24 protein-coding genes are annotated in these 26866 nt (G+C 53.5%); 12 read left to right on the forward strand and 12 right to left on the reverse strand.

Annotated features, from left to right (window positions below; translation table 11 throughout):
- The first annotated feature begins 121 nt into the window (after positions 1–121).
- Positions 122–910, forward strand: coding sequence for a 4,5-DOPA-extradiol-dioxygenase (gene ygiD / locus AC534G_RS03670; protein ID WP_110496814.1), 789 nt, complete (start codon positions 122–124; stop codon positions 908–910).
- 84 nt (positions 911–994) lie between these two features.
- Here the strand turns inward: ygiD and AC534G_RS03675 are convergent, their stop codons facing one another.
- From AC534G_RS03675 to tolC, 3 genes are all read right to left on the reverse strand, one after another.
- Positions 995–2155, reverse strand: coding sequence for a glutathionylspermidine synthase family protein (locus AC534G_RS03675; RefSeq protein ID WP_038642878.1), 1161 nt, complete (start codon positions 2153–2155; stop codon positions 995–997).
- Between the two features lie 5 nt (positions 2156–2160).
- Positions 2161–2838, reverse strand: a complete 678-nt coding sequence (locus AC534G_RS03680; RefSeq protein ID WP_006688037.1) for a DUF1190 family protein — start codon at positions 2836–2838, stop codon at positions 2161–2163.
- Between the two features lie 148 nt (positions 2839–2986).
- Positions 2987–4465 (reverse strand): outer membrane channel protein TolC, encoded by a 1479-nt coding sequence (gene tolC / locus AC534G_RS03685; protein ID WP_110496816.1) that lies wholly within the window; start codon positions 4463–4465, stop codon positions 2987–2989.
- Between the two features lie 199 nt (positions 4466–4664).
- Here tolC and nudF point away from each other — a divergent pair, with 199 nt between their 5' ends.
- Genes nudF through parE form a run of 5 tightly spaced genes read left to right on the forward strand, consistent with a single transcriptional unit; the run spans position 4665 to position 9070 of the window.
- On the forward strand, positions 4665–5297 hold the full coding sequence (gene nudF, locus AC534G_RS03690; protein ID WP_038633920.1) for an ADP-ribose diphosphatase: 633 nt from the start codon (positions 4665–4667) through the stop codon (positions 5295–5297).
- Positions 5294–5716, forward strand: a complete 423-nt coding sequence (locus tag AC534G_RS03695; protein ID WP_003024582.1) for a DUF1249 family protein — start codon at positions 5294–5296, stop codon at positions 5714–5716. Before nudF ends, AC534G_RS03695 begins: the two co-directional genes overlap by 4 nt.
- A gap of 24 nt (positions 5717–5740) precedes the next feature.
- Positions 5741–6568 (forward strand): 3',5'-cyclic-AMP phosphodiesterase, encoded by an 828-nt coding sequence (cpdA, locus tag AC534G_RS03700; protein ID WP_069324348.1) that lies wholly within the window; start codon positions 5741–5743, stop codon positions 6566–6568.
- Positions 6568–7149: an esterase YqiA gene (yqiA, locus tag AC534G_RS03705; protein WP_038633915.1), complete on the forward strand. Its 582-nt coding sequence runs from the start codon at positions 6568–6570 to the stop codon at positions 7147–7149. Before cpdA ends, yqiA begins: the two co-directional genes overlap by 1 nt.
- 28 nt (positions 7150–7177) lie before the next feature.
- Positions 7178–9070 carry a DNA topoisomerase IV subunit B gene (gene parE / locus AC534G_RS03710; RefSeq protein WP_005123094.1) on the forward strand — a complete coding sequence of 631 codons (1893 nt, stop codon included), beginning with the start codon at positions 7178–7180 and terminating at the stop codon, positions 9068–9070.
- A 99-nt stretch (positions 9071–9169) separates the two neighbouring features.
- Here parE and AC534G_RS03715 read toward each other — a convergent pair whose 3' ends face one another.
- From AC534G_RS03715 to qseB, 4 genes are all read right to left on the reverse strand, one after another.
- Positions 9170–9484 (reverse strand): putative quinol monooxygenase, encoded by a 315-nt coding sequence (locus tag AC534G_RS03715; protein WP_038633910.1) that lies wholly within the window; start codon positions 9482–9484, stop codon positions 9170–9172.
- 30 nt (positions 9485–9514) lie between these two features.
- Entirely contained in the window at positions 9515–10096 is a 582-nt protein-coding gene (locus AC534G_RS03720; RefSeq protein WP_006688047.1) for an NAD(P)H-dependent oxidoreductase, read from the reverse strand.
- Between the two features lie 109 nt (positions 10097–10205).
- Complete coding sequence (gene qseC / locus AC534G_RS03725; protein ID WP_069324346.1) at positions 10206–11555, reverse strand: quorum sensing histidine kinase QseC; 1350 nt, start codon at positions 11553–11555, stop codon at positions 10206–10208.
- Positions 11552–12211 carry a quorum sensing response regulator transcription factor QseB gene (gene qseB, locus AC534G_RS03730; RefSeq protein WP_032940770.1) on the reverse strand — a complete coding sequence of 220 codons (660 nt, stop codon included), beginning with the start codon at positions 12209–12211 and terminating at the stop codon, positions 11552–11554. Before qseB ends, qseC begins: the two co-directional genes overlap by 4 nt.
- A gap of 151 nt (positions 12212–12362) precedes the next feature.
- Between qseB and AC534G_RS03735 the strand changes: the two genes are divergently transcribed.
- The 4 genes from AC534G_RS03735 to ftsP all read left to right on the forward strand — a co-directional run bounded on the left by AC534G_RS03735 (position 12363) and on the right by ftsP (position 17551).
- Positions 12363–12758, forward strand: a complete 396-nt coding sequence (locus AC534G_RS03735; protein WP_038633899.1) for a YgiW/YdeI family stress tolerance OB fold protein — start codon at positions 12363–12365, stop codon at positions 12756–12758.
- 118 nt (positions 12759–12876) lie between these two features.
- Positions 12877–15135: a DNA topoisomerase IV subunit A gene (parC, locus tag AC534G_RS03740; protein WP_087856819.1), complete on the forward strand. Its 2259-nt coding sequence runs from the start codon at positions 12877–12879 to the stop codon at positions 15133–15135.
- Between the two features lie 194 nt (positions 15136–15329).
- Entirely contained in the window at positions 15330–16067 is a 738-nt protein-coding gene (gene plsC / locus AC534G_RS03745) for a 1-acylglycerol-3-phosphate O-acyltransferase (RefSeq protein ID WP_038633894.1), read from the forward strand.
- A 71-nt stretch (positions 16068–16138) separates the two neighbouring features.
- A complete protein-coding gene (ftsP, locus tag AC534G_RS03750; protein ID WP_038633892.1) occupies positions 16139–17551 on the forward strand; it encodes a cell division protein FtsP in 1413 nt (470 codons plus the stop codon).
- Positions 17552–17567: 16 nt separating this feature from the next.
- Here ftsP and AC534G_RS03755 read toward each other — a convergent pair whose 3' ends face one another.
- Positions 17568–19043, reverse strand: a complete 1476-nt coding sequence (locus AC534G_RS03755) for a TrkH family potassium uptake protein (RefSeq protein ID WP_042311002.1) — start codon at positions 19041–19043, stop codon at positions 17568–17570.
- A gap of 198 nt (positions 19044–19241) precedes the next feature.
- On the opposite strand from AC534G_RS03755, the gene AC534G_RS03760 reads away from it, so the two are divergent.
- Positions 19242–21413, forward strand: coding sequence for a YgiQ family radical SAM protein (locus AC534G_RS03760; protein ID WP_003024532.1), 2172 nt, complete (start codon positions 19242–19244; stop codon positions 21411–21413).
- 55 nt (positions 21414–21468) lie between these two features.
- Here AC534G_RS03760 and AC534G_RS03765 read toward each other — a convergent pair whose 3' ends face one another.
- From AC534G_RS03765 to yqhD, 4 genes are all read right to left on the reverse strand, one after another.
- Positions 21469–21924, reverse strand: coding sequence for an HIT family protein (locus tag AC534G_RS03765; protein ID WP_042310999.1), 456 nt, complete (start codon positions 21922–21924; stop codon positions 21469–21471).
- Between the two features lie 43 nt (positions 21925–21967).
- Complete coding sequence (locus tag AC534G_RS03770; RefSeq protein ID WP_110496818.1) at positions 21968–23422, reverse strand: DASS family sodium-coupled anion symporter; 1455 nt, start codon at positions 23420–23422, stop codon at positions 21968–21970.
- Between the two features lie 188 nt (positions 23423–23610).
- The gene (gene dkgA / locus AC534G_RS03775) at positions 23611–24438 is read right to left on the reverse strand and encodes a 2,5-didehydrogluconate reductase DkgA (RefSeq protein WP_038633879.1); all 828 of its coding nucleotides are present in this window, start codon (positions 24436–24438) and stop codon (positions 23611–23613) included.
- Positions 24439–24541: 103 nt separating this feature from the next.
- Complete coding sequence (gene yqhD, locus AC534G_RS03780; RefSeq protein ID WP_038633876.1) at positions 24542–25705, reverse strand: alcohol dehydrogenase; 1164 nt, start codon at positions 25703–25705, stop codon at positions 24542–24544.
- A 193-nt stretch (positions 25706–25898) separates the two neighbouring features.
- Between yqhD and AC534G_RS03785 the strand changes: the two genes are divergently transcribed.
- Positions 25899–26798: an AraC family transcriptional regulator gene (locus AC534G_RS03785; RefSeq protein ID WP_162620709.1), complete on the forward strand. Its 900-nt coding sequence runs from the start codon at positions 25899–25901 to the stop codon at positions 26796–26798.
- The last annotated feature ends 68 nt before the right edge of the window (positions 26799–26866 follow it).

Consider the following 26866-nt stretch of genomic DNA (forward strand, 5'->3'; position numbering starts at 1 on the left):
GCTGTTCGGGCCAGATCGTCAAAATAACTGATGATCTTCATCATGGTTATCTGAGTTCTTCATCAACCGAAAAAGCGTATTGTGATGGTATCAAAATGACTCCCTCAGTAAGGATATCATCATGTCTTCAGCTCGTATGCCAGCATTGTTTTTGGGCCACGGTAGCCCGATGAATGTTCTGGAAGATAACGTTTATACCCGTGCCTGGCAGCAACTGGGGGAAACGTTGCCGCGTCCGAAAGCCATTGTGGTGGTGTCGGCGCATTGGTTCACTCGTGGAACAGGTGTGACGGCGATGGAAGCGCCAAAAACAATCCACGATTTTGGCGGTTTTCCACAGGCGCTGTATGACACGCATTACCCGGCCCCGGGTTCACCGGAACTGGCTCAGCAACTGGTTGACGTGCTTGCTCCGGTGCCAGTGACCTTAGACCAGGAAGCGTGGGGCTTTGACCACGGCTCATGGGGCGTGCTGATCAAGATGTATCCGAATGCGGACATTCCGATGGTGCAGCTGAGCGTCGACAGTACCAAACCCGCGGCCTGGCATTTTGAGATGGGGCGCAAACTGGCGGCGTTGCGTGATGAAGGCATTATGCTGGTGGCCAGCGGTAATGTGGTACACAACCTGCGTACTGCGCGTTGGCACGGTGAGAACACGCCATACCCGTGGGCGACCTCATTCAACGATTATGTGAAGGCCAACCTGACATGGCAGGGACCGGTTGAACAGCACCCGCTGGTCAACTACCTCGATCATGAAGGTGGATCGTTATCGAACCCGACGCCGGATCACTATCTGCCGCTGTTGTACGTTTTGGGCGCATGGGACGGTATGGAACCGGTGACGATCCCGGTTGACGGTATTGAGATGGGCAGTTTGAGTATGCTGTCGGTGCAGGTAGGGTAATTAATGCCCGATGGCGTTGCGCTTATCGGGCCTACGGTTCATGCCGTAGGCCGGGCAAAGCGGAGTCGCCATCCGGCACAACGATTATTCGACAAAAATATGCGGATAGAAGCGCGAGAGATCCTGAGTGATCAACGCTCTGTCTTCACGAATGCCGATGCCTGCGGGTTGATCGTTGATCAGCCAGCTGCCAATCAGCATATAGCTGTCGCCAAATTTCGGTAGCTGATGGAACTGCTGCACGATCATGCCTTCTTCGCCATACGGCCCTTCCACGGCTTCGATCGTTTTCCCGTTCTCGATGATGGAGACGTTAGCGCCTTCACGCGAGAAGATTGGCTTAACGACGAATTTATCCATCTGCGGATAGTCGTCTTCGGCGAAATAAGCAGGCAACAGGTTCGGATGATTCGGGAACATTTCCCACAACAGCGGTAATAGCGCCTTGTTGGAGATGATGCTCTTCCAGGCAGGTTCCAGCCAGCGAACGCCCGCGTCTTCAAGCTTAGTGGAGAACATTTCACGCAGCATGAATTCCCACGGATAGAGCTTGAACAGGTTTGCAATAACCTGATCCTGCATATCCGTGAACTGACCTTTTTCACCCAGGCCAATATCTTCGACATAGAGGAATTCAGTGGCGATCTCCGCCTCGGCAGCGCAATCCTGCAGGTACTGGATCGTACCGCGATCTTCGACCGTATCACGACAGCAGGTCAGATGCAGCAGTTGAAAACCATACTGTTCACGCAGTTCGGTGAAACGCTCGATCAGCTTTTCCTGCAGACTGTTGAACTGATCGCTGCCTTCCGGCAGGTTGCCGGCATTGAGCTGATCTTCCAGCCAGATCCACTGGAAAAACGCGGCTTCGTACAATGACGTTGGCGTATCAGCGTTGTTTTCCAGCAGCTTGGGTTCACCTGTGCCGTCCCACGCCAGATCCAGACGAGAATAAAGCGACGGTTGCTGTGTCTGCCAGGACTGGCGGACAAAGCCCCAGGTATGCTTCGGAATGCGGAATTTTGTCATCAGCTCATCGCTGGCGATGACCTTTTCCACCACTTTGAGGCACATTTGATGCAGCTCTGCGGTGACCTCTTCCAGCTTTTCAACCTGGGCAAGCGTGAGCTTATAGTACGCGTCTTCACACCAGTACGGCTCGCCGTACATGGTGTGAAAGTTGAAACCGTATTCGGTGGCCTTATCGCGCCAGTCCGGGCGCTCAACAATACTGACTCTTTCCATGACCATCAGCCGCCCATTGAACGTGTAGTGGTACCGCTGGCGCTACGTTGCATGGTGCTCTGTTTAGCCACAGATTCGCCAAATCCGCCGCGGGTGACGGTAGTGGTGGTGGCCGGTTTCGGCGCCATGGCGGTTTTCGGCACGGTCATGGTGCGGCCCGGCGTCGCTGCGCCGTAGTTTTTACCGCTGGCGTCAGTGTACTTGCCGTATGCCGGACTGGCCGGGTTTTTCGAGCTGAACAGCGGCTGCTGAGCGCCCATTCCGCCGCCCATCAGTCGGCCCATCATGTAGCCTGCCATCAGCGGCATCCAGAAGCTGCCGCTGCTTTGATTCTGCGCCTGAGCCTGGCCTTCGCCGGTCGGCGCCATACCCGCTTGCGCAGGTGCTTGTTGGCACTGGCCTTCGCCGAATTCAGCGATACAGTCTTCGCGAGTGGCATATTTTGGCGCAGTGCGTTCCGCTTCTTTCAGCGCATTGTTGAACGCGGTGGTACATTCGGCGCTTTTACCCGGATTCGCTGCTGAGCAGTCGTCCGCGTTTTGATAAAGCGAAACCGTTTCGTCGCTCTTTTCACAGCCCGCGAGCATAAACACAGCGGTAACTGCCAGGGCGACAGGAGTCAGATGGCGCGCGCTCCAGCTTTTGCGGAACGAAGCGTGATGTATTGATTTTGTCCGTTTCATATATGTCTTCCAGGACCCAGTGGTAAATACTGCTCAGAATAGAGGATGACTGGTCGAAATTGAAGCGGGAAGAGGCGAGAATGCGCAGGAAGGGGCGGATCTTTACGTTGTCTTACGTTCAGACGGGGCCGAAGCCCCGTCATCAGCATTAATTACGGAACGGGTTGGTGCCGTTGCTGCTGGTTGTACGTGCGGCTGTCGGCTGCGCCGCTGGCGTCGTGCTGTTGGACGTATAACCATCCGCGGCGGCGTCTTGCTGCGCGTTTTGCGGGGCGATCGTATCCGGGGTAGTGGATACCGGTTTACCCAGCGTATTGTTCAGGGCCACCAGATCCTGCTCGTTCAGCGTACCGAGCGCAGATTTGACGTTTAACTGATTGATTAGATAGGTGTAACGCGCATTAGCCAGCTGTTGCTTGGCGTTGTACAGCGTGGTGGTGGCATCCAATACATCCACGATGGTACGTGTACCAACGGAATAACCGGCTTCCATCGCATCCAAAGAACTTTGCGCAGAAACAACCGCTTGTTTGTACGCGTTGATGCTACTGATGGACGCATTAATGTTGTTAAACGAAGAACGAACGGTCTGCACCACGCTGCGGTGTGCGCTTTCCAGTTGTTCGCTTGCGCCAACAAAGTTGTACTGCGCCTGTTTCACCTGCGAGTTAACCATTCCGCCCTGGTAGATAGGCAGCGAGAAGCTCAGGCCGATTTTGTTCTGGCCCATGTTGCTGTCGTCATACTGGGAGGTGTTGGTTTTGGAACCGCTGTATGACGTATCAGATACGCCAGTAGATGCGGTCAGGTCCAGAGTCGGTAAATGACCGTCCTGTGCCAGGCGAATCTGTTCACGCGCCAGATCCTGGCTCAAACGCGCCTGCAATAAGGTCAGGTTGCGGTTTTCCGCTTCTTTCAGCAGTGCGTTCACCGCCTGCGGTTTGTTGGTTTTGAAGCCGTCAACGTTCAGCGAAGCCAGTTCCGGGTAGTAGTTACCGGTCACCTGGCGCAGTTGTTCCACCGCGTTATCCAGATTGTTGCGCGCGGTAACTTCGTTTGCCAGCACGGTATCGTATTGTGAACGGGCGTTCTGCACGTCAGTGATAGCGACCAGGCCAACGTTAAAACGCTGAGTGGTCTGATCTAACTGACGGTAAACCGCATCTTTCTGTGCCTGGGTGTAAGACAGCACGTCAATTGCGTTCAGTACGTTAAAATAGGCGGTGGCGGTATTCAGGATCAGCGTTTGCTGATCGGTCTGATAGGTCACGTCCTGGATGCCCGCTGATTTTTCTTGCAGCGTCAGGGCACGCCATTTTGACATATCAAAAATGGACTGAGTTAACTGCAGAGATGCGCTGGTGGCGTTGGAGTTGACGCCATTTGCATCACGGTAGCCATTGCTGTAGGTGTAATCGGCACCTAATCCCAGTTGCGGCAGTAATGGGCTACGCGCTTCGTTAATTTTTTCGAATGCAGCATCGCGATCGGCGGCGGATTTACGCAATTCCGGGTTGCTCAGGCGTGCTTGCTGATAAACCTGCATCAGGTTCTCTGCCTGGCTCAGAGTACTGAACCCCGACAGGCTCAGGCCGATAAGGATGGGGAGCAATTTCTTCATTTGCATTCCTTGTTGTGAAGCAGTATTTAGCGCTGATCAAATTGTAAAAATATTTGCTGATTCTAGCAGAATCCGCCACTGCAAAAAGTTGGCGTTACGTGCCATACGGCGTTAATTTGCATCAATTTAACACAAGGGCGTTGAAACATCAGTCAAACGACCTTGAAATTCACATTTTAAACACTATTGGTTTCAGGACAGCACAATGCGTAAACCAGACAACTTGCCAATGACTTTCACTAAAAATGATGTAGAAATTATTGCACGAGAAACGCTATACCGCGGATTTTTTTCACTGGATCTTTATCGGTTCCGCCATCGCTTGTTTAACGGCGGTATGAGCGGTGAGGTAAAGCGCGAAATTTTTGAGCGCGGACACGCGGCAGTCTTGCTACCCTTTGACCCTGAGCGGGACGAAGTTGTGCTGGTCGAGCAGATCCGCATCGCGGCGTTTGATACCAGCGCAAGCCCATGGCTACTGGAAATGGTGGCCGGGATGATCGAAGAAGGCGAGAGCGTGGAAGATGTCGCGCGCCGTGAAGCGATGGAAGAAGCCGGGCTTAACGTTAAACGCGTAAAACCGGTGCTGAGTTATCTGGCAAGCCCAGGAGGCACCAGCGAACGCTCATCGATTATGGTGGGTGAAGTGGACGCCACGACCGCGAGCGGAATTCATGGTCTGGCTGATGAAAACGAAGATATTCGTGTTCATGTGGTGAGCCGGGAACAGGCTTACCAATGGGTAGAAGAGGGGATAATCGACAACGCGGCTTCTGTCATCGCCTTGCAATGGTTACAGCTGCACTATCAAGAGTTAAAAACTGAGTGGAAAAAATGAAGCGTTACACACCTGACTTCCCTGAAATGATGCGCCTGTGCGAAACCAATTATTCGCAATTGCGCCGCCTGTTGCCACGTAATGACGCAGCCGGCGAAACAGTGAGCTATCAGGTGGCAAACGCACAATATCGGTTAACGATCGTTGAATCGACCCGATACACTACGCTTGTCGCGATCGAACAAACGGCACCGGCTGTGACTTACTGGAGCCTGCCGTCCTTAACCGTGCGTCTGTATCATGATGCGAGGGTCGCTGAAGTGTGTTCAAGTCAGCAGATCTTTCGCTTCAAAGCGCGGTATGATTATCCAAATAAAAAGTTGCATCAACGCGACGAAAAGCATCAAATTAACCAGTTTCTGGCCGACTGGTTACGGTACTGTTTAGCACATGGAGCGATGGCGATTCCGGTTTATTAGCGTCGTGAAACCTAAGGACACCATTTGGAAAGCCTGTTAACCCTTCCTTTGGCTGGTGAGGCCAGAGTCAGGATCTTACAAATTACAGACACTCACCTGTTTGCCGAAAAGCATGAAACGCTGCTGGGTGTGAATACCTGGGACAGCTATCAATCCGTACTGGATGCAATACATGCTGAGTCGCCAGAGTTCGATCTGATCGTCGCGACTGGCGATTTGGCGCAGGATCAATCCGCTGCGGCTTATCAGCATTTTGCTGAGGGCATCGCAAGTTTTCGTGCGCCCTGCGTTTGGCTCCCGGGTAACCATGATTTTCAGCCTGCAATGTACAGCTCGCTGCAGGACGCGGGCATTTCCCCGGCTAAGCGCGTCTTCATTGGCGAACAGTGGCAAATCTTGTTGCTGGACAGCCAGGTGTTTGGCGTTCCTCACGGCGAGTTAAGCGAATTTCAGCTCGAATGGCTGGAGCGTAAACTTGCTGATGCGCCTGAACGCAATACCTTGCTGCTTCTGCATCATCATCCTCTGCCTGCGGGCTGCAGCTGGCTCGATCAGCACAGTCTGCGCAATGCCGCCGAACTGGACAACGTGCTGGTGAACTATCCGCGCGTGAAGTATCTGCTGTGTGGGCATATTCATCAGGAACTGGATCTGGACTGGAACGGTCGCCGCCTGTTGGCGACGCCATCGACCTGCGTGCAGTTTAAGCCGCATTGTTCTAATTTCACGTTAGATACCATCAGCCCCGGCTGGCGTACGCTGGAGCTGTTTGCTGACGGTACGTTGCAGACTCAGGTGTGTCGTCTGCAGGGTAATCGGTTTCACCCTGATACCGCTTCAGAAGGTTACTGATGTCTACGCTTCTTTATCTTCATGGATTTAACAGTTCTCCTCGTTCGGCGAAGGCATGTTTGCTGAAAAGCTGGCTGGCGGAGCACCATCCGCACGTTGAGATGATTGTACCGCAGCTGCCGCCGTATCCTGCTCAGGCCGCAGAGATGCTGGAATCGATCGTTCTTGAGCATGGCGGCGAGTCGCTGGGGATTGTCGGTTCCTCGTTGGGCGGCTATTACGCCACCTGGCTGTCACAATGTTTTATGCTGCCAGCGGTGGTGGTGAACCCGGCGGTCCGGCCTTATGAACTGCTGGTCGACTATCTCGGTCAAAACGAGAACCCCTACACCGGGCAGCAATATGTGCTAGAGTCACGCCATATTTACGATCTTAAAGTCATGCAGATTGACCCGCTGGAAGCGCCGGATTTGATCTGGTTGCTCCAACAAACGGGCGATGAAGTGTTGGACTACCGCCAGGCGGTGGCGTATTACGCCTCCTGCCGCCAGACAGTTACTGAGGGCGGAAACCACGCATTCACGGGCTTCGAAGATTATTTCAACCAGATTGTCGATTTTCTTGGACTGCACAGTTTCTGACGATCAATTCGAACTGCTTATTTAAACCATGACGCAAACTTATAACGCTGATGCCATTGAGGTACTCACTGGGCTTGAGCCGGTACGCCGTCGCCCTGGGATGTACACCGATACGACCCGTCCGAACCACCTTGGGCAGGAAGTGATTGATAACAGTGTGGATGAAGCACTGGCGGGCCACGCAAAACGTGTGGACGTGATCTTACATGCCGACCAATCTCTGGAGGTCATTGATGATGGCCGCGGCATGCCGGTAGACATTCACCCTGAAGAAGGTGTTCCGGCGGTTGAGTTGATCCTCTGCCGTTTACATGCGGGTGGTAAGTTCTCCAATAAAAACTATCAGTTCTCTGGTGGCTTGCATGGGGTGGGTATCTCCGTGGTCAACGCTCTGTCGAAGCGTGTGGAAGTAAACGTGCGTCGCGACGGGCAGGTGTACAACATCGCGTTTGAGAACGGCGATAAGGTGCAGGATTTACAGGTTGTCGGGACCTGCGGTAAACGCAATACCGGAACCAGCGTGCACTTCTGGCCGGATGAAACCTTCTTCGACAGCCCGCGTTTTTCCGTTTCGCGCTTAACGCACGTCCTGAAAGCTAAAGCGGTATTGTGTCCGGGTGTTGAGATCACCTTTAAAGATGAGGTCAACAATAGCGAACAGCGCTGGTGCTACCAGGATGGTCTGAATGATTATCTGAGCGAAGCGGTGAATGGCCTGCCGACGCTGCCGGAAAAACCGTTTATCGGTAATTTTAGCGGTGAGACGGAGACCGTTGACTGGGCGCTGCTCTGGCTGCCGGAAGGCGGCGAGCTGCTGACCGAAAGCTATGTAAACCTGATCCCGACCATGCAGGGCGGTACGCATGTTAACGGTCTGCGTCAGGGCCTGCTGGATGCGATGCGCGAGTTCTGCGAATACCGCAATATTCTGCCGCGGGGCGTGAAGCTGTCGGCGGAAGATATCTGGGATCGCTGTGCCTATGTGCTGTCGGTGAAAATGCAGGATCCGCAGTTTGCCGGGCAAACCAAAGAGCGCCTCTCCTCGCGCCAGTGCGCGGCATTTGTCTCTGGGGTGGTGAAAGATGCCTTCAGCTTGTGGCTGAACCAGAACGTGCAGTCAGCCGAACTGCTGGCTGAGATGGCGATTTCCAGCGCCCAGCGTCGTCTGCGCGCGGCGAAAAAAGTGGTGCGTAAAAAGCTGACCAGCGGTCCGGCGCTGCCGGGGAAACTGGCGGACTGTACCGCACAGGATCTCAATCGCACCGAACTGTTCCTCGTCGAAGGTGACTCAGCGGGCGGATCGGCCAAACAGGCGCGCGATCGTGAGTATCAGGCGATCATGCCGCTCAAAGGTAAGATCCTCAATACCTGGGAAGTCTCTTCCGATGAAGTGCTGGCCTCGCAGGAAGTTCACGATATTTCGGTGGCGATCGGTATCGATCCGGACAGCGACGACCTGAGCCAGTTACGTTACGGTAAGATCTGTATCCTGGCGGATGCGGACTCCGATGGTCTGCACATCGCCACGCTGCTGTGCGCACTGTTTGTGAAACACTTCCGCACGCTGGTGAAACACGGTCACGTGTACGTGGCGCTGCCGCCGTTATACCGTATCGACCTCGGCAAAGAGGTCTATTACGCGCTGACGGAAGAAGAAAAAGCGGGCGTACTGGAACAGTTAAAGCGCAAGAAAGGCAAGCCGAACGTGCAGCGCTTTAAAGGTCTGGGTGAAATGAACCCGATGCAGTTGCGCGAAACCACGCTGGATCCGAACACCCGTCGCCTGGTGCAGCTCATCATCGATGATGAAGACGATCAGCGCACCAACGCGGTAATGGATATGCTGCTGGCCAAGAAGCGTTCTGAAGATCGTCGTAACTGGTTGCAGGAGAAAGGCGACCTGGCGGATCTCGAAGGGTAAGGGGTATGTAGGCCGGATAAGGCGGTTTGTGCCGCCATCCGGCAAGGTCATCATGCCCGATGGCGTACGCTTATCTGGCCCGGCGGCCAGAACAATAATTTAAATCCCCGACTCCAGAATGCGAATATTCATCTCCAGCACATCGCCTTTGACGGCTTCGCTGTAGGCTTTCATATGCGGAGTCTGCAAATGCGCTTCAAGGTGGGCGATGCTTTCCCACTGTTCAATCATGACGATTGAATCCGGGGCTGTAGTCTGAAAACTGACGCCAGCAGCATGATCGACCATCGGCGCGTAGCCGTGGCAACCTTCTTCCTGTAAAACGATCGGAACGATTTTAGCGAACTGATCCAGTACCGCCTGGCGGTGATGTTGACCTGGACGTGTACGGATTTCTGCAATAACGGTAAGCATGGTTAACTCCTTCTAATTCCAGGTTACCAGTTAACCAAAAATTTCGTTCAGATGCTTGCGATATTCTGCGATATAACGCGGGACATCCGGCATTTTAATCACGTCATTGGTGATAAAGGTCGGCAGCGCTTCCATTCCCAGGAACTGGTTTGCTTTATGGAATGGGAGATAAACGCCATCAACCCCAACGCCATGGAAGAACTGATCTTTTTCCGTGAAGGCTTCCATCGGCGCGTTCCAGGTCAGAGACAGCATGTATTTTTTGCCCTGAATCAGTCCGCCGGAACCGTATTTTTTTGACGCATCTGAACGCGTGCGCCCATCGCTGGCGTACAGCGTACCGTGCCCGGCAGTGAACACGTCATCAATGTATTTCTTCACCGTCCACGGCGCGCCCATCCACCAACCCGGCATTTGCCAGATAACGGCGTCTGCCCAGACGAAGTTCTGCACTTCTGCTTGCACATCATAGTCGCTGTCAGCGCGTACGACTCTAACATCATGCCCGAGGTCGCGCAGGATACCGTCCGCGACCTCGGTCAGGGTGTCATTCAATTGCCCATTAGAATGGCCAAATTTTTTCGCACCGTTGATAATCAGGATATTGCTCATTTTGTGTCCTCAAAGAATAACGTTTGAGGCCGATTCTACGCTGATGATCGGTACGGTGAAATTAGCAAAATGTGCAAAGTCTTTTGCTGACTGAGCAATAATAACGCAGTTACCAACTGATTTTAGCTTCAAAGCCGCCTTGCGGCGCATTACCAAACGAGGCTGACATTCTGTGTAAGGTCGCGATGCGACGGACAATTGACAGCCCCAGACCGCTGCCGGTCACGCTTTGCCCCGGTGGGCGATAAAAGCGTTCTCCAATGTGCATCAGAACTTCCGGCGCAATACCTGGACCATTATCTTTGACGCTAAAATTGCGGGCGTTGAGCGTCACTTCCACAATACTTCCCCGTGGACTATAGCGAATCGCATTATCCAGCAGATTTCGCACCATCAGGCTGAGTAACAGCGGTTGCCCGGTACATGTGATGCCGTGCGCGTTAATCTGCAAACGTACGTCAATATGCGCCTGCTGGGCCGAATGGTAGATATCCATCACCGAAGATTGCAGCAACTCCTCCAGCGAGATTTCCGCCACATCCTGAAGATTGTCGAGGGAGTCAAGGCGCGAAAGCGTCAGTAACTGATCGACCAGACGCGTGGCGCGATCGATCCCGGCCTGCATCTGCATTAAGGCTTTTTGCCGCGCCTGCGGGTCATCGTCAGACAGTTGCGCCACTTCGGTTTGCACTTTCAGCGCCGTCAATGGACTACGCAACTCGTGAGCGGCATCTGAAGTAAAGCGCCGTTCACGCACCATGGTGGTATGAATACGGGTGAAAAGTTGGTTGAGTGATTCAACCAACGGGCGGACCTCGCCAGGAATGCCTTTCAAACTGAGCGGTTCTTCTGATTCCGGGTCGCGTAAACGTAGCGCCTGCGCCAGTTTCTTCAGCGGCTTAAGTTCAAGACTTAACAACACAATCAGGATTAACAGCATCAGCGGCAGAGCGACCAACCACGGCACCAATTGTGCTGTCACAATCGCTAAAGCCATATCTTCACGATATTCCCATTCCTGGCCGACAACGATTCGATACTTTTTATCTGCGGAAGTCAGCCAGACAAAACGCCATTTATCGTTGTCGCCATTCAGATAGCCATCGTCAAAACCTTCCCGGCGATAGCTGTAGGGAATGTATTGGCCATTGTCGCCATCGTGAAGAACCATTTTCCCTTCTGGCGTGTAGGCCGCAAAGGTCAGTACATCGTCGTCAATATGACCATGTTTGAATTTTTTCGGGGTATGCGCGATGCGTTCAGAGGCTTTGAGTTCATCAAGATCCAGCGTGACCAGACGCTTGGCGAACAGCATTTGCTGCGTGTCGAACATCTCATTCACATTATCGGTGGTTTGCTTCCACGCGACAAAGCTGGAAATCAGCCAGGTCACTAAAACCAAAATCATGAAGATAAGCGTTAGCCTGATGCGCAGGCTGAGGCGTTGTGCGAGTTTCATGCGTCACCCAGGGTGTAGCCAATGCCATGCACGGTACGGATAAAGTCGCTGCCGAGCTTACGGCGTAAGTGATGGACGTGTACTTCAACCGCATTGCTGGAGACGTTTTCGTCCCAGGTATACAGTTTTTCTTCAATCAGTTTGCGGGGCAGGACGCGGCCCTTGTTACGCATAAGCAGCTCCAGCAGCGCGAACTCTTTGGGCTTAAGAGACAACGGTTCGCCAGCCGCCGTGGCGACCAGCGCGCCGGGATCAAGCGTCACCTCGCCATGGCGTAATGTGTTGCTGGCCTGGCCGCTGGCACGACGCACCAGCGCCTCCAGCCTGGCGGCAACTTCAATCAACGCGAAGGGTTTACACAGATAGTCGTCCGCGCCCAGGCGTAAGCCTTCAACGCGTTCCGCCAGCGCGTCGCGGGCGGTCAGGATCAGCACCGGTTCCTGCTTCCCGTTGGCTCGCCACTCGCGCAGGATATCCCGTCCGTCTATGCCTGGCAGCGTCAGGTCGAGGATTACCGCATCATACGGGGCACTGTAGAGTGCTTCTTTCCCCTGACGTCCTTCGGTAAACCAGTCGATGCTAAAACCCATTTTACTCAGACCGGTTTTAAGGCCATCGCCAATCAACGTATCATCTTCAACCAGTAAAATGCGCATATATTCTTCCCTGCGAAAACTCTCTTTGCCGTCAGTAAACCTTGTCGCCGCCACATCTGTACAGCAAAAAAGAATCTTTTTTTTCCTTAAGAACTTGTTAAGGATTAACTTATTTAATAGTCGTAAACCAACATGAAAGGGAGACATGACGATGAAAAAATTAGCTGCAATGGTTGCCGTAATGGCACTGTGTTCCGCACCTGTTCTGGCAGCGCAGCAGGGCGGCTTCTCTGGGCCAACGACGACCACGCAAAGCCAAAGCGGCGGGTTTGTCGGCCCGAACGGCAGCATCACGACGGTAGCAAGTGCTAAATCGCTGCGCGATGACGCGTGGGTTACTTTGCGTGGGAACATCGTTGAGCGTATTTCCGACGATTTGTATGTGTTTAAAGATGCGACCGGCACGGTGAATGTGGATATTGACCATAAGCGCTGGAACGGCGTAACCGTAACCCCGCAGGATGTGGTTGAGATCCAGGGCGAAGTGGATAAAGACTGGAACTCCGTTGAAATCGACGTGAAACAGATTAGCAAAGTTGCTAAATAATCCCCATCAGGGCCGCATTCGCGGCCCTTTTCTTTGTGACTCAACACGCCAGATAGGGTAGTATCTGCGGCAATATTGCCCTTCAATAGAGGGGTACAAAGTTGAGGAACCACGATTAATGAGCGATATGGCAGAGCGCCTGGCGCTGCATGAATTCACGGAAAACGCCTATCTGAACTACTCCATGTACGTCATCATGGACAGGGCGTTGCCATTTATTGGCGATGGTTTGAAACCCGTTCAGCGTCGCATTGTGTATGCAATGTCCGAACTGGGGCTGAATGCCAGCGCCAAATTTAAAAAATCCGCCCGTACCGTCGGTGACGTGCTGGGTAAATACCACCCGCACGGCGACAGCGCCTGCTATGAAGCGATGGTGCTGATGGCGCAGCCGTTCTCTTACCGTTATCCGCTGGTTGATGGTCAGGGAAACTGGGGGGCGCCGGACGATCCCAAGTCCTTCGCGGCGATGCGTTATACCGAATCCCGCTTGTCTAAATATGCGGAAGTCCTGCTGGGTGAACTCGGTCAGGGAACGTCGGACTGGGTGCCAAACTTCGACGGCACCATGCAGGAGCCAAAGATGCTGCCTGCGCGTCTGCCAAATATTCTGCTGAACGGTACGACCGGTATTGCCGTTGGTATGGCGACGGACATTCCGCCGCATAACCTGCGAGAAGTCGCCAAAGCGGCGATTACGCTGATTGAGCAGCCGAAAACAACGCTCGATCAACTGCTGGACATCGTGCAGGGGCCGGATTACCCGACCGAAGCCGAGATTATTACCTCGCGTGCGGAAATTCGTAAGATTTACGAAAACGGACGCGGCTCCGTGCGTATGCGCGCGGTATGGACGAAAGAAGATGGCGCGGTGGTGATTTCCGCGCTGCCGCATCAGGTTTCCGGGGCAAAAGTGCTGGAGCAGATCGCTGCTCAAATGCGCAACAAAAAGCTGCCGATGGTTGACGACCTGCGTGACGAATCGGATCACGAAAACCCGACCCGTCTGGTGATTGTCCCGCGCTCCAATCGCGTGGATATGGAACAGGTAATGAACCACCTGTTTGCCACCACCGATCTGGAAAAAAGCTACCGTATCAACCTGAACATGATTGGCCTCGACGGTCGCCCGGCGGTGAAAAACCTGCTGGAGATCCTCACCGAATGGCTGGCGTTCCGCCGTGATACCGTGCGTCGTCGCCTGAACTATCGTCTGGAAAAAGTGCTTAAGCGCCTGCATATCCTTGAAGGTTTGCTGGTGGCGTTCCTCAACATTGACGAAGTGATCGAGATTATTCGTCATGAAGATGAACCTAAGCCTGAGCTGATGTCGCGGTTTGGCATTTCTGAAACGCAGGCTGAAGCTATCCTTGAGCTGAAATTGCGCCATCTTGCCAAACTCGAAGAGATGAAAATCCGCGGTGAGCAGGATGAACTGGCGAAAGAGCGCGATCAACTGCAGGCCATTCTCGCTTCCGAGCGTAAAATGAATAACCTGCTGAAGAAAGAGCTGCAGGCTGATGCCGAGGCCTATGGCGACGATCGCCGCTCCCCGCTGCAGGAACGCGAAGAAGCGAAGGCGATGAGCGAGCACGACATGCTGCCGTCTGAGCCGGTGACCATTGTATTGTCTCAGAGTGGTTGGGTGCGTAGCGCCAAAGGCCACGACATTGATGCGCCAGGATTAAGCTATAAAGCGGGCGACAGCTTTAAGTCGGCAGTGAAGGGCAAGAGCAACCAGCCGGTGGTGTTCGTTGACTCGACCGGACGCAGCTACGCCATCGACCCGATTACGCTGCCGTCGGCACGTGGTCAGGGCGAACCATTGACCGGTAAGCTCACGCTGCCGCCGGGCGCGACGGTGGAGCATATGCTGATGGAAGGCGACGATCAGAAACTGCTGATGGCATCCGATGCGGGCTACGGTTTTGTCTGTACTTTCAACGATCTGGTAGCACGTAACCGTGCGGGTAAGGCATTGATTACGCTGCCTGAAAATGCGCGCGTTATGCCGCCGGTGGTGATTGAAGATGAAACCGATATGCTGCTGGCGATAACGATGGCCGGTAGGATGTTGATGTTCCCGGTGAGCGATTTGCCGCAACTGTCGAAAGGCAAAGGGAATAAGATTATCAATATCCCTTCAGCAGAAGCGGCGAAAGGCGAAGATGGCCTGGCGCTGCTCTATGTGCTGCCGCCGCAAAGCACGCTGACTATTCACGTCGGTAAACGCAAAATTAAACTGCGTCCTGAAGAGTTGCAGAAAGTGACCGGCGAACGCGGTCGTCGCGGCACGCTGATGCGTGGTCTACAGCGTATCGATCGCATTGAAATTGACTCGCCTCGACGCGCCAGTCAGGGCGACAGCGAAGAATAACGCGACTGCCCGGCTCTCCCTGCTTTCGCTCAGGGAGAGCCAACGTTAAAATTTCCCGTAAAACCGTTGTTTATTCGTGCGTTGCGATTAACAATACGCTTTTCCAGAGAGCCGCCTTAACAAAGCCCTAACCTGATGCAGAGTTATGTATCCGGTGACGTAAAATGCCAGGCTCTTAGGCCTTAGAGGTTGTTATGTTATATATTTTTCGTTTAATCATTACTGTTATTTACTGCATTCTGGTCTGTATTTTCGGTTGTATATACTGTCTGTTCAGCCCACGGAATCCAAAACACGTTGCAACGTTCGGTCATATGTTTGGCCGCCTGGCTCCCCTTTATGGCCTGAAGGTCGAGTGCCGCATGCCGGCAGACGCGCAGAATTATGGTAATGCTATCTATATTTGTAACCATCAGAACAACTATGACATGGTTACCGCTTCGAATATCGTTCAGCCGCCGACGGTAACGGTGGGTAAAAAAAGCCTGCTGTGGATCCCGTTCTTCGGGCAGCTGTACTGGTTAACCGGTAACCTGTTGATCGACAGAAACAACCGTGCTAAAGCGCACAGCACCATTGCAGCCGTGGTGAACCATTTCAAAAAACGTCGTATTTCTATCTGGATGTTCCCGGAAGGGACGCGCAGCCGCGGCCGTGGTCTGCTGCCGTTTAAAACCGGCGCGTTTCATGCGGCGATTGCTGCAGGCGTTCCGGTCATTCCAGTCTGCGTTTCTACAACCTCGAACAAGATCAAATTAAACCGACTCAATAATGGTCTGGCGATTGTAGAGATGCTGCCGCCGGTGGATATTAGCCACTTTGGTAAAGATCAGGTTCGTGAACTGGCAGCGCATTGCCGCTCGCTGATGGAACAAAAAATCGCAGAACTCGATAAAGAAGTTGCTGAGCGGGAAGCCGCCGGTAAGGTTTAATCCGCACAATTCGGGTTTTTTACAGGAAAAGATTTCCTGCGTGTTAATCGCCAGTTTTTCATGGAGTTTATATGTCATTCAGTCGGCGTCAGTTCATTCAGGCATCGGGGATCGCACTGTGTGCAGGTGCTGTTCCGCTGAAGGCTAATGCTGCCGGTCAGCAACAACCGTTACCTGTGCCTCCACTGCTGGAGTCTCGTCGGGGGCAGCCGTTATTTATGACGCTGCAACGTGCGCATTGGTCCTTTACACAAGGCACGCGCGCGCCTGTCTGGGGGATTAACGGCCGCTACCTGGGACCGACAATTCGCGTCTGGAAAGGGGATGACGTCAAGCTTATTTACAGCAATCGTCTGACAGAAAATGTCTCGATGACCGTCGCCGGATTACAGGTACCTGGTCCGCTGATGGGGGGCCCGGCGCGCATGATGTCCCCTAATGCGGATTGGGCGCCAGTGCTGCCGATCCGCCAGAATGCCGCCACGCTGTGGTATCACGCCAATACGCCAAATCGTACTGCCCAGCAGGTCTATAACGGTCTTGCCGGGATGTGGCTGGTTGAAGATGAGGTCAGTAAATCCCTGTCTATTCCGAACCATTACGGCGTGGATGATTTTCCGATCATTATCCAGGACAAGCGTCTGGACAACTTTGGGACGCCGGAATACAGCGAACCTGGCAGCGGCGGTTTTGTTGGGGATACGCTTCTGGTTAATGGGGCGCAAAGTCCGTATGTCGAAGTCTCCCGCGGTTGGGTACGCTTGCGTTTGCTGAACGCGTCAAACTCGCGTCGTTACCAACTGCAAATGAGTGATGGCCGTGCGCTGCATGTGATTTCCAGCGATCAGGGCTTTTTACCCGCGCCTGTTTCATTGAAACAGCTCTCGCTGGCGCCAGGCGAACGTCGTGAGATCCTGGTGGATATGACTAACGGTAATGAGGTCTCTATTACCTGTGGCGAGGCGGCCAGCATTGTCGACAGGATCCGGGGATTTTTTGAACCATCAAGTATTCTTATCTCCACGCTGGTGCTGACTCTGCGACCAACCGGCCTTCTGCCGCTGGTGACTGACAGCCTGCCAATGCGCCTGCTGCCAACCGAGATCCTCAGCGGTTCGCCGATTCGCAGCCGTGATATCAGCCTGGATGACGATCCGGGGATCAACGGTCAGTTGTGGGACGTCAACCGCATGGATATTACCGCGCAGCAGGGTACCTGGGAGCGCTGGACGGTGCGGGCGGATATGCCGCAGTCTTTCCATATTGAGGGCGTCTCGTTCCTGATCCGTAATGTGAACGGCGCGATGCCGTTCCCGGAAGACAGAGGCTGGAAAGATACCGTTTGGGTAGATGGTCAGGTCGAGCTACTGGTTTATTACGGTCAGCCTTCCTGGGCGCATTTCCCGTTCTACTTTAACAGCCAGACGCTGGAAATGGCGGATCGTGGCTCGATCGGTCAGATCCTGGTGAACCCGGCGCCGTAACGCGCCGGGGTTTGCGTTACGCCCGCCAGAACATGCGCGAAAACAGGATCAGTATGGGGTAAATCTCCAGACGCCCCATGATCATGGCCGCGCACATCAGCAGCTTTGCCTCCTCATTTAACGTGCCAAACGTCGTGGCGGTAACGCCAAATCCCAGCCCCATATTGTTGATGCAGGCGGCGACGGTGGCGAAAGAGGAGAAGAGATCGTAGCCCATCAGATTGAGCGCCCAGATAAAAAAGCTGGTGAACAAAACGTAGAGAAAGAAAAAACTCCATACCGAACGCACCACCCTGTCGCTTACCACGCTGTTACCCACTTTGATGTTCAGCAGGGCGCGAGGATGCGCGAGCTGGTGTAACTCCTGGCGGCACTGCTTGAACATAATCAAAAAGCGCAGCACTTTAATTCCCCCGCACGTCGATCCCACACAACCGCCGAAGAAGCTGGCGCTAAGCAGCATGAAGATCGTGTGCGAGGGCCACTGCGCGTAATCCGCCGTTGACAGGCCATTATCCGTCAGCATGGAGCTGGCCAGAAAAAAGGCATGCACCAGGCTGTCCGTTAGCCCGTACATACCTGCCCGCCAGACCTGCCAGGTGGCGATCAGCGTGACCACCAGCGCAATTAGCAGAAAGAAACGCAGCTCGGCATTACGACGAAAGGGCTTGAAGGTACGTTTTACAATAGCAACGTACCAGAGGGTGAAGTTAAACGCGGATAACAGTGAAAACAGTCCGGCGACAAGTTCTATAGCGTGGCTGTTATAAAAGCCGATGCTCTCGCTGCGAGTGGAAAATCCGCCAAGAGAGACCGTCGACAGCCCGTGGCATAAGGCGTCGAAAAACGACATCCCGGCAGCCCAGTAGGCCAGAGTACAAATAAGACCCAGAATGACGTAGGTCAACCACAGCGTACGTGCGGTATCGGCAAGCCTTGGCGTGAGGCGTTCTTCTTTGAAGGGGCCAGGCATTTCAGACTGATACAGTTTCATGCCGCCAATACCCAGCAGCGGTAATACCGCCACGGCGAGGACAATAACGCCCAGGCCGCCAATAAAATTGAGCTGAGCACGATAGTAAAGATACGATTTCGGCAAGGCGCTGACGTCGTCAATCACCGTTGCGCCAGTGGTGGTAATCCCGGAAACCCCTTCGAACAGGGCATCGGCAAAGGAGAGATTTAAGCCATCGTCCATCCACATCGGCATTGCGCTAATAAACGAAAACAGTAGCCAGAACAAAACGATAATGACGAATCCATCCCGGGTTCTCAGTTGAATTCCCGCATGTTTGGTTGCCAGCCACGCCCCGCCGCCAAGGGTAAAGAAAGTCATAAATGTGCTGAAAAATGCGAAAAAGCTCCGCTCTTTATTTAACAGAGCGATGGTCATCGGCGGCAGCATGGAGAAGCTGTAGAGAAGAACCAGAAATCCGCACAGGTGAACAACAACCCGTAACTGGGAAATATGGAGTGAATCGTTGAGTCGCAATGAAAAATCCCCCGCCGAAAAGAGTGATCTCAGCTGGCCGGCATGGTGCTAATTATGATTGATAAAAATGGCTGTCGTAAAATTTAACAATTTATACAACTTTCTACTGGTCTGGTTCAGACTCCACTTCATTTCTTGCCGACATACAGCGTATAATCCCCGGCCTTTGATTATTTTTTTACCATTTTTGGAAGCACTATGAGCGCAATATCCCTGATCCAACCGGACAGAGACCTTTTCTCCTGGCCGCAGTACTGGGCTGCCTGTTTTGGCCCGGCACCGTTTTTGCCGATGTCACGTGACGAAATGGACCAACTTGGCTGGGATAGCTGCGACATCATTCTGGTGACCGGCGATGCCTACGTCGACCACCCAAGCTTTGGTATGGCGATTTGTGGCCGTATGCTGGAAGCTCAGGGCTTTCGCGTCGGAATTATCGCCCAGCCGGAGTGGAACAACAAAGACGATTTTATGCGTTTGGGTAAACCGAACCTGTTCTTTGGTGTGACCGCTGGCAACATGGACTCGATGATCAACCGTTATACCGCCGATCGCCGACTGCGCCATGATGATGCCTACACGCCGGACAACGTGGCGGGTAAACGTCCGGACCGCGCCACGCTGGTCTATACCCAGCGCTGTAAAGAAGCATGGAAAGATGTGCCGGTTATTCTTGGCGGCATTGAGGCCAGCCTGCGCCGCACCGCGCACTACGATTACTGGTCTGATACCGTTCGCCGCTCCGTTTTGGTGGATTCGAAAGCTGATATGCTGATGTTCGGCAACGGCGAACGTCCGCTGGTGGAAGTGGCGCATCGTCTGGCGATGGGGGAAACTATCGATCAGATCCGCGATGTGCGTAACACCGCTATTATGGTTAAAGAAGCGTTGCCGGGCTGGAGTGGGGTGGATTCTACGCGTCTCGACACGCCAGGCAAGATTGACCCGATCCCGCATCCTTACGGTGAAGATCTGCCGTGTGCTGATAACAAACCTGTCGCACCGAAAAAGCAGGAAGCGAAAGCGGTTACCGTGCAGCCGCCGCGTCCGAAACCGTGGGAAAAAACCTACGTGCTGCTACCGTCCTTCGAAAAAGTGAAGGGCGATAAAGTGCTGTATGCGCATGCGTCGCGTATCCTGCACCACGAAACTAACCCAGGCTGCGCGCGTGCGCTGATGCAAAAGCATGGCGATCGCTACATCTGGATCAACCCGCCAGCTATTCCGCTGTCTACCGAAGAGATGGACAGCGTCTTTGCGTTACCGTACAAGCGTGTACCGCATCCGGCGTATGGCGACAGCCGTATTCCGGCCTATGAGATGATCCGTTTCTCGATCAACATTATGCGTGGCTGCTTTGGCGGCTGCTCGTTCTGTTCGATAACAGAGCACGAAGGCCGTATCATCCAGAGTCGCTCTGAAGATTCGATCATCAATGAAATCGAAGCCATTCGCGACACTGTCCCGGGCTTTACCGGCGTGATTTCCGATCTCGGCGGCCCAACGGCGAACATGTATATGCTGCGCTGTAAGTCACCGCGTGCGGAGCAAACCTGCCGTCGTCTGTCATGCGTCTATCCGGATATTTGTCCGCACATGGATACCAATCATGAGCCGACAATTAACCTCTATCGCCGGGCGCGTGATCTCAAAGGCATTAAAAAGATCCTTATCGCATCCGGTGTGCGCTATGACATCGCGGTGGAAGACCCACGCTACATCAAAGAACTGGCTACCCATCACGTGGGCGGCTATCTGAAGATTGCGCCAGAGCATACTGAAGAAGGCCCGCTGTCGAAGATGATGAAGCCGGGGATGGGCAGCTACGATCGCTTCAAGGAATTGTTCGATACCTACTCTAAACAGGCCGGTAAAGAGCAGTACCTGATCCCGTATTTTATCTCCGCACACCCGGGTACGCGTGATGAGGATATGGTGAATCTGGCGCTGTGGCTGAAACAACGTCGTTTCCGTCTGGATCAGGTGCAGAACTTCTATCCATCGCCGTTGGCGAACTCCACAACCATGTATTACACCGGGAAAAACCCGTTGGGTAAAATTGGTTATAAGAGTGAAGACGTGGTGGTGCCGAAAGGTGATAAGCAGCGTCGTCTGCATAAAGCCCTGTTGCGCTACCACGATCCAGCCAACTGGCCATTGATCCGCCAGGCGCTGGAAGATATGGGTAAAAAGCATCTGATCGGCGGGCGTCGCGAATGTCTGGTTCCGGCGCCTACGCTGGAAGAGATGCGCGAAGCGCGTCGCCAGAACCGTCATACTCGTCCGGCGCTGACCAAACACACGCCAGTGGCGCACCAGCGTCAGACGCCTGCCGCGAACAAAAAACGCGGGAAAGTGGCGGGACGTTAATCTGTCTTGCCCGGATAAGGTGCTTGCACCGCTATCGGGCAGAAGAGATCAGTATTTATGCCTCACGAATTCTGGCCGCTAATGCGGCCAGTTTTTCGTCATCAGCCCGTTCATGATCGTGTGACGACAGATATCCTTCATACTGCTCGAAAAATTTGTTCTGCCGCGATTCAATCGGTTTCCAGTGGGTTAAATCGCCAGTACCGTGCATGGGACTTAATTTACTGTGCACATGGTCTACGCCGAAACCTTCGAAGAACATTCCCGTACGACTAACATCCGGGAAAGCCTTATCCAGTTTCTTAGCCACTTTTTGGGTCGCCAGCATCAGGTCCGCTAACGCCTGCGGCGGCATATCGAAGGCATAGCTCGGGTAATGCTTTTTCGGGATCACCACGGTAAAACCGTCGGTGTTCGGGAAAATCGACAGAAAAGCCAGGTGGTGCTCGTCTTCCCATACCTTATGGCAGGGCGCTTTGCCTTCAACAATTTGACAGAAAATACAGGTCATTCCTTTTCTCCGCAGGTAAGGTATTCCTCAGAACGCAGTCAGTTTAGTACAGACCCAACACCTTCCACCACATCAGACCCACGGTAATAAAGACCGCCTGGTTAAACAGGCTGATGATAAATCCTGTGCGCCACCAGACACCCGTTGGAACGTACCCTGCGCCAAACAGAATTGGACCGCGAGCATGAGTGTACTGGGTGAGCGAGCAGTACAAACTGCTGGTGAAGGCCAGCATTAGCGCCGTGGGGGCCGCGGGAATATTCAGATGCAGCCCGACGCCGAGGAAAACGGCATACAGCGCGGCAATCTGCGCATTTCCGCTGGCAAAAAAGTAGTGGGTATAGAAATAGGCGGCGTTCAGCAGTAGCAGGACGATCACCCAACTGGTCCCGTACATAGTACTGCTCAGGCTATCGCCAATCAGATTGCCAAACCAGGTGGTGAAGCCCAGTTTTTTCAACTGATTCGCCATCATCAGTAGCGCGGCAAACCAAATCAGCGTATCCCATGCCCCTTTCTCACTTTTGACGTCCTCCCAGCTCAATACGCCGCTCAGCAATAAAATCGACAGCCCTACAAACGAGGCGGTGGTGGCGTCAACGCCCAGCGTATCGCCAAAAATCCACAGCACCAGCAGTACGCCGACGGTTGCCAGCATCAGCCATTCACCGCGTGACATGCGGCCCATTTCCGCCAGCTCTTTGCGGGCGAGATTAGGGGCATCCGGCGTGTGTTTGATTTCCGGGCGCACCAGCCAGTAGACCAGTAGCGGAACGAGCAGCAAAGAGACCAGACAGGGTAGCAGCGCCGCCATAAACCAGCCGCCCCAGGTCAGCGTAACCCCGGCGTTGGCCGCCAGTTTTACTGCCAGCAGGTTGCCGGTATAGCCGGTCATAAACAGTGCTGCCGTCACGTCGTTGACGTTGCCAATACAGGTGATAAGAAAGGTGCCGATTTTACTGCGGGACTCATCTTCCGGGTTCGAATGGAAACTACGCGCCAGAGAGTCGGCAATCGGATAGATGACGCCGCCGCAGCGCGCCGTATTACTCGGCATAGCGGGAGAGAGGATCAGATCGGCAAAAGCCAGACCGTAGGCGAGTCCCAGCGTGCGCTTGCCGAGCAGGCGGATCATCTGCAACGCAATGCGTCGTCCGAGGCCGGTTTTGATAAACCCACGGGCAATCATAAAGGCCACGACGATAAGCCAGATAAGTGAGCTGTTCAGTTCGCTGAGTGCCGTGGTGATGGCGCCGCTGGCGGTTTTATCCCCGGCAGCATAGGCGAGTGCGAACACCGTAATACCAATAATGCCGACCGCGCCGATGGGTAAGACTTTCGCCACAATAGAGGCGATGGTGGCGACGAAGATAATTGCCGAATGCCAGGCTGGCGCACTTAACCCAGTGGGGGGAGTAAGCTGCCAGAGACCGGCAGAAATGAGTACTATAAGAATTAATGGGAGCCATTTGACGCCATTACTTTTTTTATCAGCCACGATTACGCACCTATAGGTGTGGTAAATATATTCATAGAATGAATATATTTATTGAATAATTAACAGGTTATGTTGCGTAATGCTGCTCCAGCGACTGCAAGAAATACATCAATATATGTATGTTAATTGTTTCCTGATATTTCATTGCCAGCAAGGCCCGACGGGAGTGTCGGGCCGGAGAGAAGAGATTAACCGCCGAACTGGTCCGGGTCTGGTCCCAGCCGTCTGCCCTGATCGAGTTTCGCGATTTCGCCTAATTCTTCTTTATCCAGACGGAAGTCCCAGACGTTAAAGTTTTCAGCGATACGGGCAGGCGTCACCGATTTCGGAATAACCACCAGACCGTTATCCAGATGCCAGCGGATGACAATCTGCGCTGGTGATTTACCATATTTCTCTGCGAGGTCACGGATGATCTTTTGGTCGAAGACGTCTTTCCCCCCCTGCGCCAATGGACTCCAGGATTCGGTCTGGATCTTATGCGTGGCGTTCCAGGCATGAAGCTGGCGCTGCTGCATAAGTGGGTGCAGTTCTATCTGGTTGATCACGGGATGAACGCCAGTTTCATCGATCAGGCGCTGGAGATGATTGATCTGAAAGTTGCACACGCCGATGCTCTTAATCAGCCCTTCTTTTTGCAGATCGATCATGTTTTCCCACGCTTCAACGTAGTGATCGATCGCCGGAACAGGCCAGTGCATCAGGTAAAGATCGAGGTAATCGAGCTGGAGTTTCTCCATGCTTTCGAGTAAGGCTTCCCGGGCGCGTTTCTGATCATCATTCCACAGCTTGGTGGTGATGAATAACTCTTCCCGCGGCACGCCGGCATTACGTATCGCTTTGCCGACACCTTCTTCGTTTTTATATGCGGCGGCGGTATCAATCGAACGATAACCCACTTCCAGTGCTTTATGGATAGCGGTAATGACTTCTTCGTTGCTTGCCTTCCAGACCCCCAGGCCCAGTTGCGGCATGACGTTACCATCCTGTAGCTTGATAATGGTTGGACCGGTCATAATTCCCCCCTGGATTACAGTCACCGGAGCAAGCTCCGGTGAGTTAGGTGTGACTTAAGTCTGGTATAAATACCCAAAAACGAAAGGCGGAGGTTAAAAAACCTTAGCGGGCAGCTTCGTAAATCCGACGGCTGACGTCGAGCGTAATGTCCTGATGTTCACCCAGTTTCGTACCGCCGTGCGCTTGCAGTTTTTCCAGCAGCGCCGGGATGGAGCTACCGTCCAGACCGTAGTCAGACAAGCGTGTTGGTACGCCCATTTGTTCGAAGAAAGCACGGGTAGCGGCAATGGCGGCATCGATACGCTGGTCTTCGGAACCTTCGGTGATATTCCAGATACGTTCTGCGTATTGCAGCAGTTTGGCACGCTTGGTATCGCGTTTTTCATTCCACAGCGCAGGCAGAACGATGGCCAGCGTTTGCGCATGATCCAGACCATGCATCGCGGTCAGTTCGTGGCCCAGCATATGGGTTGCCCAGTCCTGTGGTACGCCTGCGCCAATCAGGCCATTCAGCGCCTGGGTTGCCGCCCACATCACGTTCGCACGCACGTTGTAGTTTTCCGGCTCCTGCAAGGCTTTTGGACCTTCTTCGATCAGCGTAAGCAGAATGCCTTCGGCAAAGCGATCCTGAATTTTCCCGTCGACCGGATAAGTTACATACTGCTCAACGGTATGCACGAAGGCATCTACAACGCCGTTCGCAACCTGACGTGGCGGCAGGGTATAGGTGTAAACCGGATCCAGAACGGCAAATACCGGTTGTACAAACGGGGTCATAAAGGCCAGTTTGTCGCCGGTGGTTTTCCGCGAGATGACCGCGCCGGAGTTAGATTCAGAACCGGTGGCGGGCAGGGTTAATACGGAGCCCATCGGGATGGCGCTTTTTACGTCGTTGCCGTGAGTTTCCAGAATACGCCATGGGTCGATGCCGTCAGCGTACTGTGCCGCTGCTGCGATGAATTTGGTGCCGTCCAGTACCGAACCGCCGCCCACTGCCAGCAGGAACGTTACTTTTTCATCACGCACGAGCTTTACCGCATTCATTAGCGTTTCATAAGACGGGTTTGGCTCAATACCGCCAAACTCCAGCACGTCCAGGCCTTTCAGTGCATCCTGAACCTGTGCCAGGACACCGGTTTTTTTCACACTGCCGCCGCCGTAGGTAATCAGTACGCGGGCATCCTGAGGGATTTGGTCGCGCAGCTCTGCAATAGCGCCTTTACCGAACAGAATTCGGGTTGGGGTATGGAGATTAAAATTGTTCATTGCTCGTTCCCTTGTGTGGGTAAAAAAGAGGGCAGGAGAGTGTCTGCCGGATGATGAACATTGTGGTCGCCAGCTGCGCTGCTCTCAATGCTCATTTCTGCCGATGTCTTGCCCATTTCTACAGATTACTGGAGAAAACGGATAAATCTGCGCATTATGTCAGAGTCGCAAACCGATGATGAAATGGTGCTTTATGAACCGTGAAGAGATCTGCCTTCTGCTGACAGAAAAAATTAAGCAGCTGAAAAACAATGAAAATAAACTCAGTGCATTGCTGCCAGATGTCCGCCTGCTGCACGGAACGGTGCCAGCGGCGCGCACACCGGTCATGTATCAGCCAGGCATCATATTTCTCTTCTCTGGACATAAAATTGGTTATATCAATGAACGTGTATTTCGTTATGACGCCAATGAATACTTGCTGCTAACCGTACCTTTACCCTTTGAATGTGAAACGTATGCGACACCGGAGGTTCCGTTGGCAGGAATTTACCTGAATGTCGATATCCTGCAATTGCAGGAGCTGTTGATGGACATTGGAGAAGACGAGCTGTTTCAGCCTGCTATGGCGGCCAGTGGGATTAACTCCGCGACGCTTTCAGACGAAATTCTCTGCGCTGCTGAGCGCCTGTTGGATGTGATGGAACGCCCGCTGGATGCGCGTATTCTCGGCAAACAGATCATTCGTGAGATCCTCTACCATGTGCTGACCGGGCCGCGCGGCGGCGCGTTACTTGCGCTGGTCAGTCGTCAGACGCATTTCAGCTTGATAAGCCGGGTGCTGAAGCGGATTGAAACCAAATACACCGAAAATCTCAATGTAGAGCAGCTGGCGGCAGAGGCGAACATGAGCGTGTCGGCGTTTCATCATAATTTTAAAGCGGTGACCAGCACGTCGCCGCTGCAATATCTTAAAAGCTATCGTCTGCATAAAGCGCGGATGATGATGATTCATGACGGGATGAAGGCCAGTGCGGCAGCCATGCGTGTCGGCTATGAGAGCGCATCGCAGTTTAGTCGGGAGTTCAAACGTTTCTTTGGCGTGACGCCGGGGGAAGATGCGGCCAGAATTCGGATGATGCAGGGGAGTTGATTTCTTGTCCGTCTGAAAGTTACACCGTAGGCCTTAAAGCTGCGCGCCATAAGGCAAAATGCCGGAGA

Source organism: Citrobacter sp. CRE-46, from assembly GCF_059615875.1.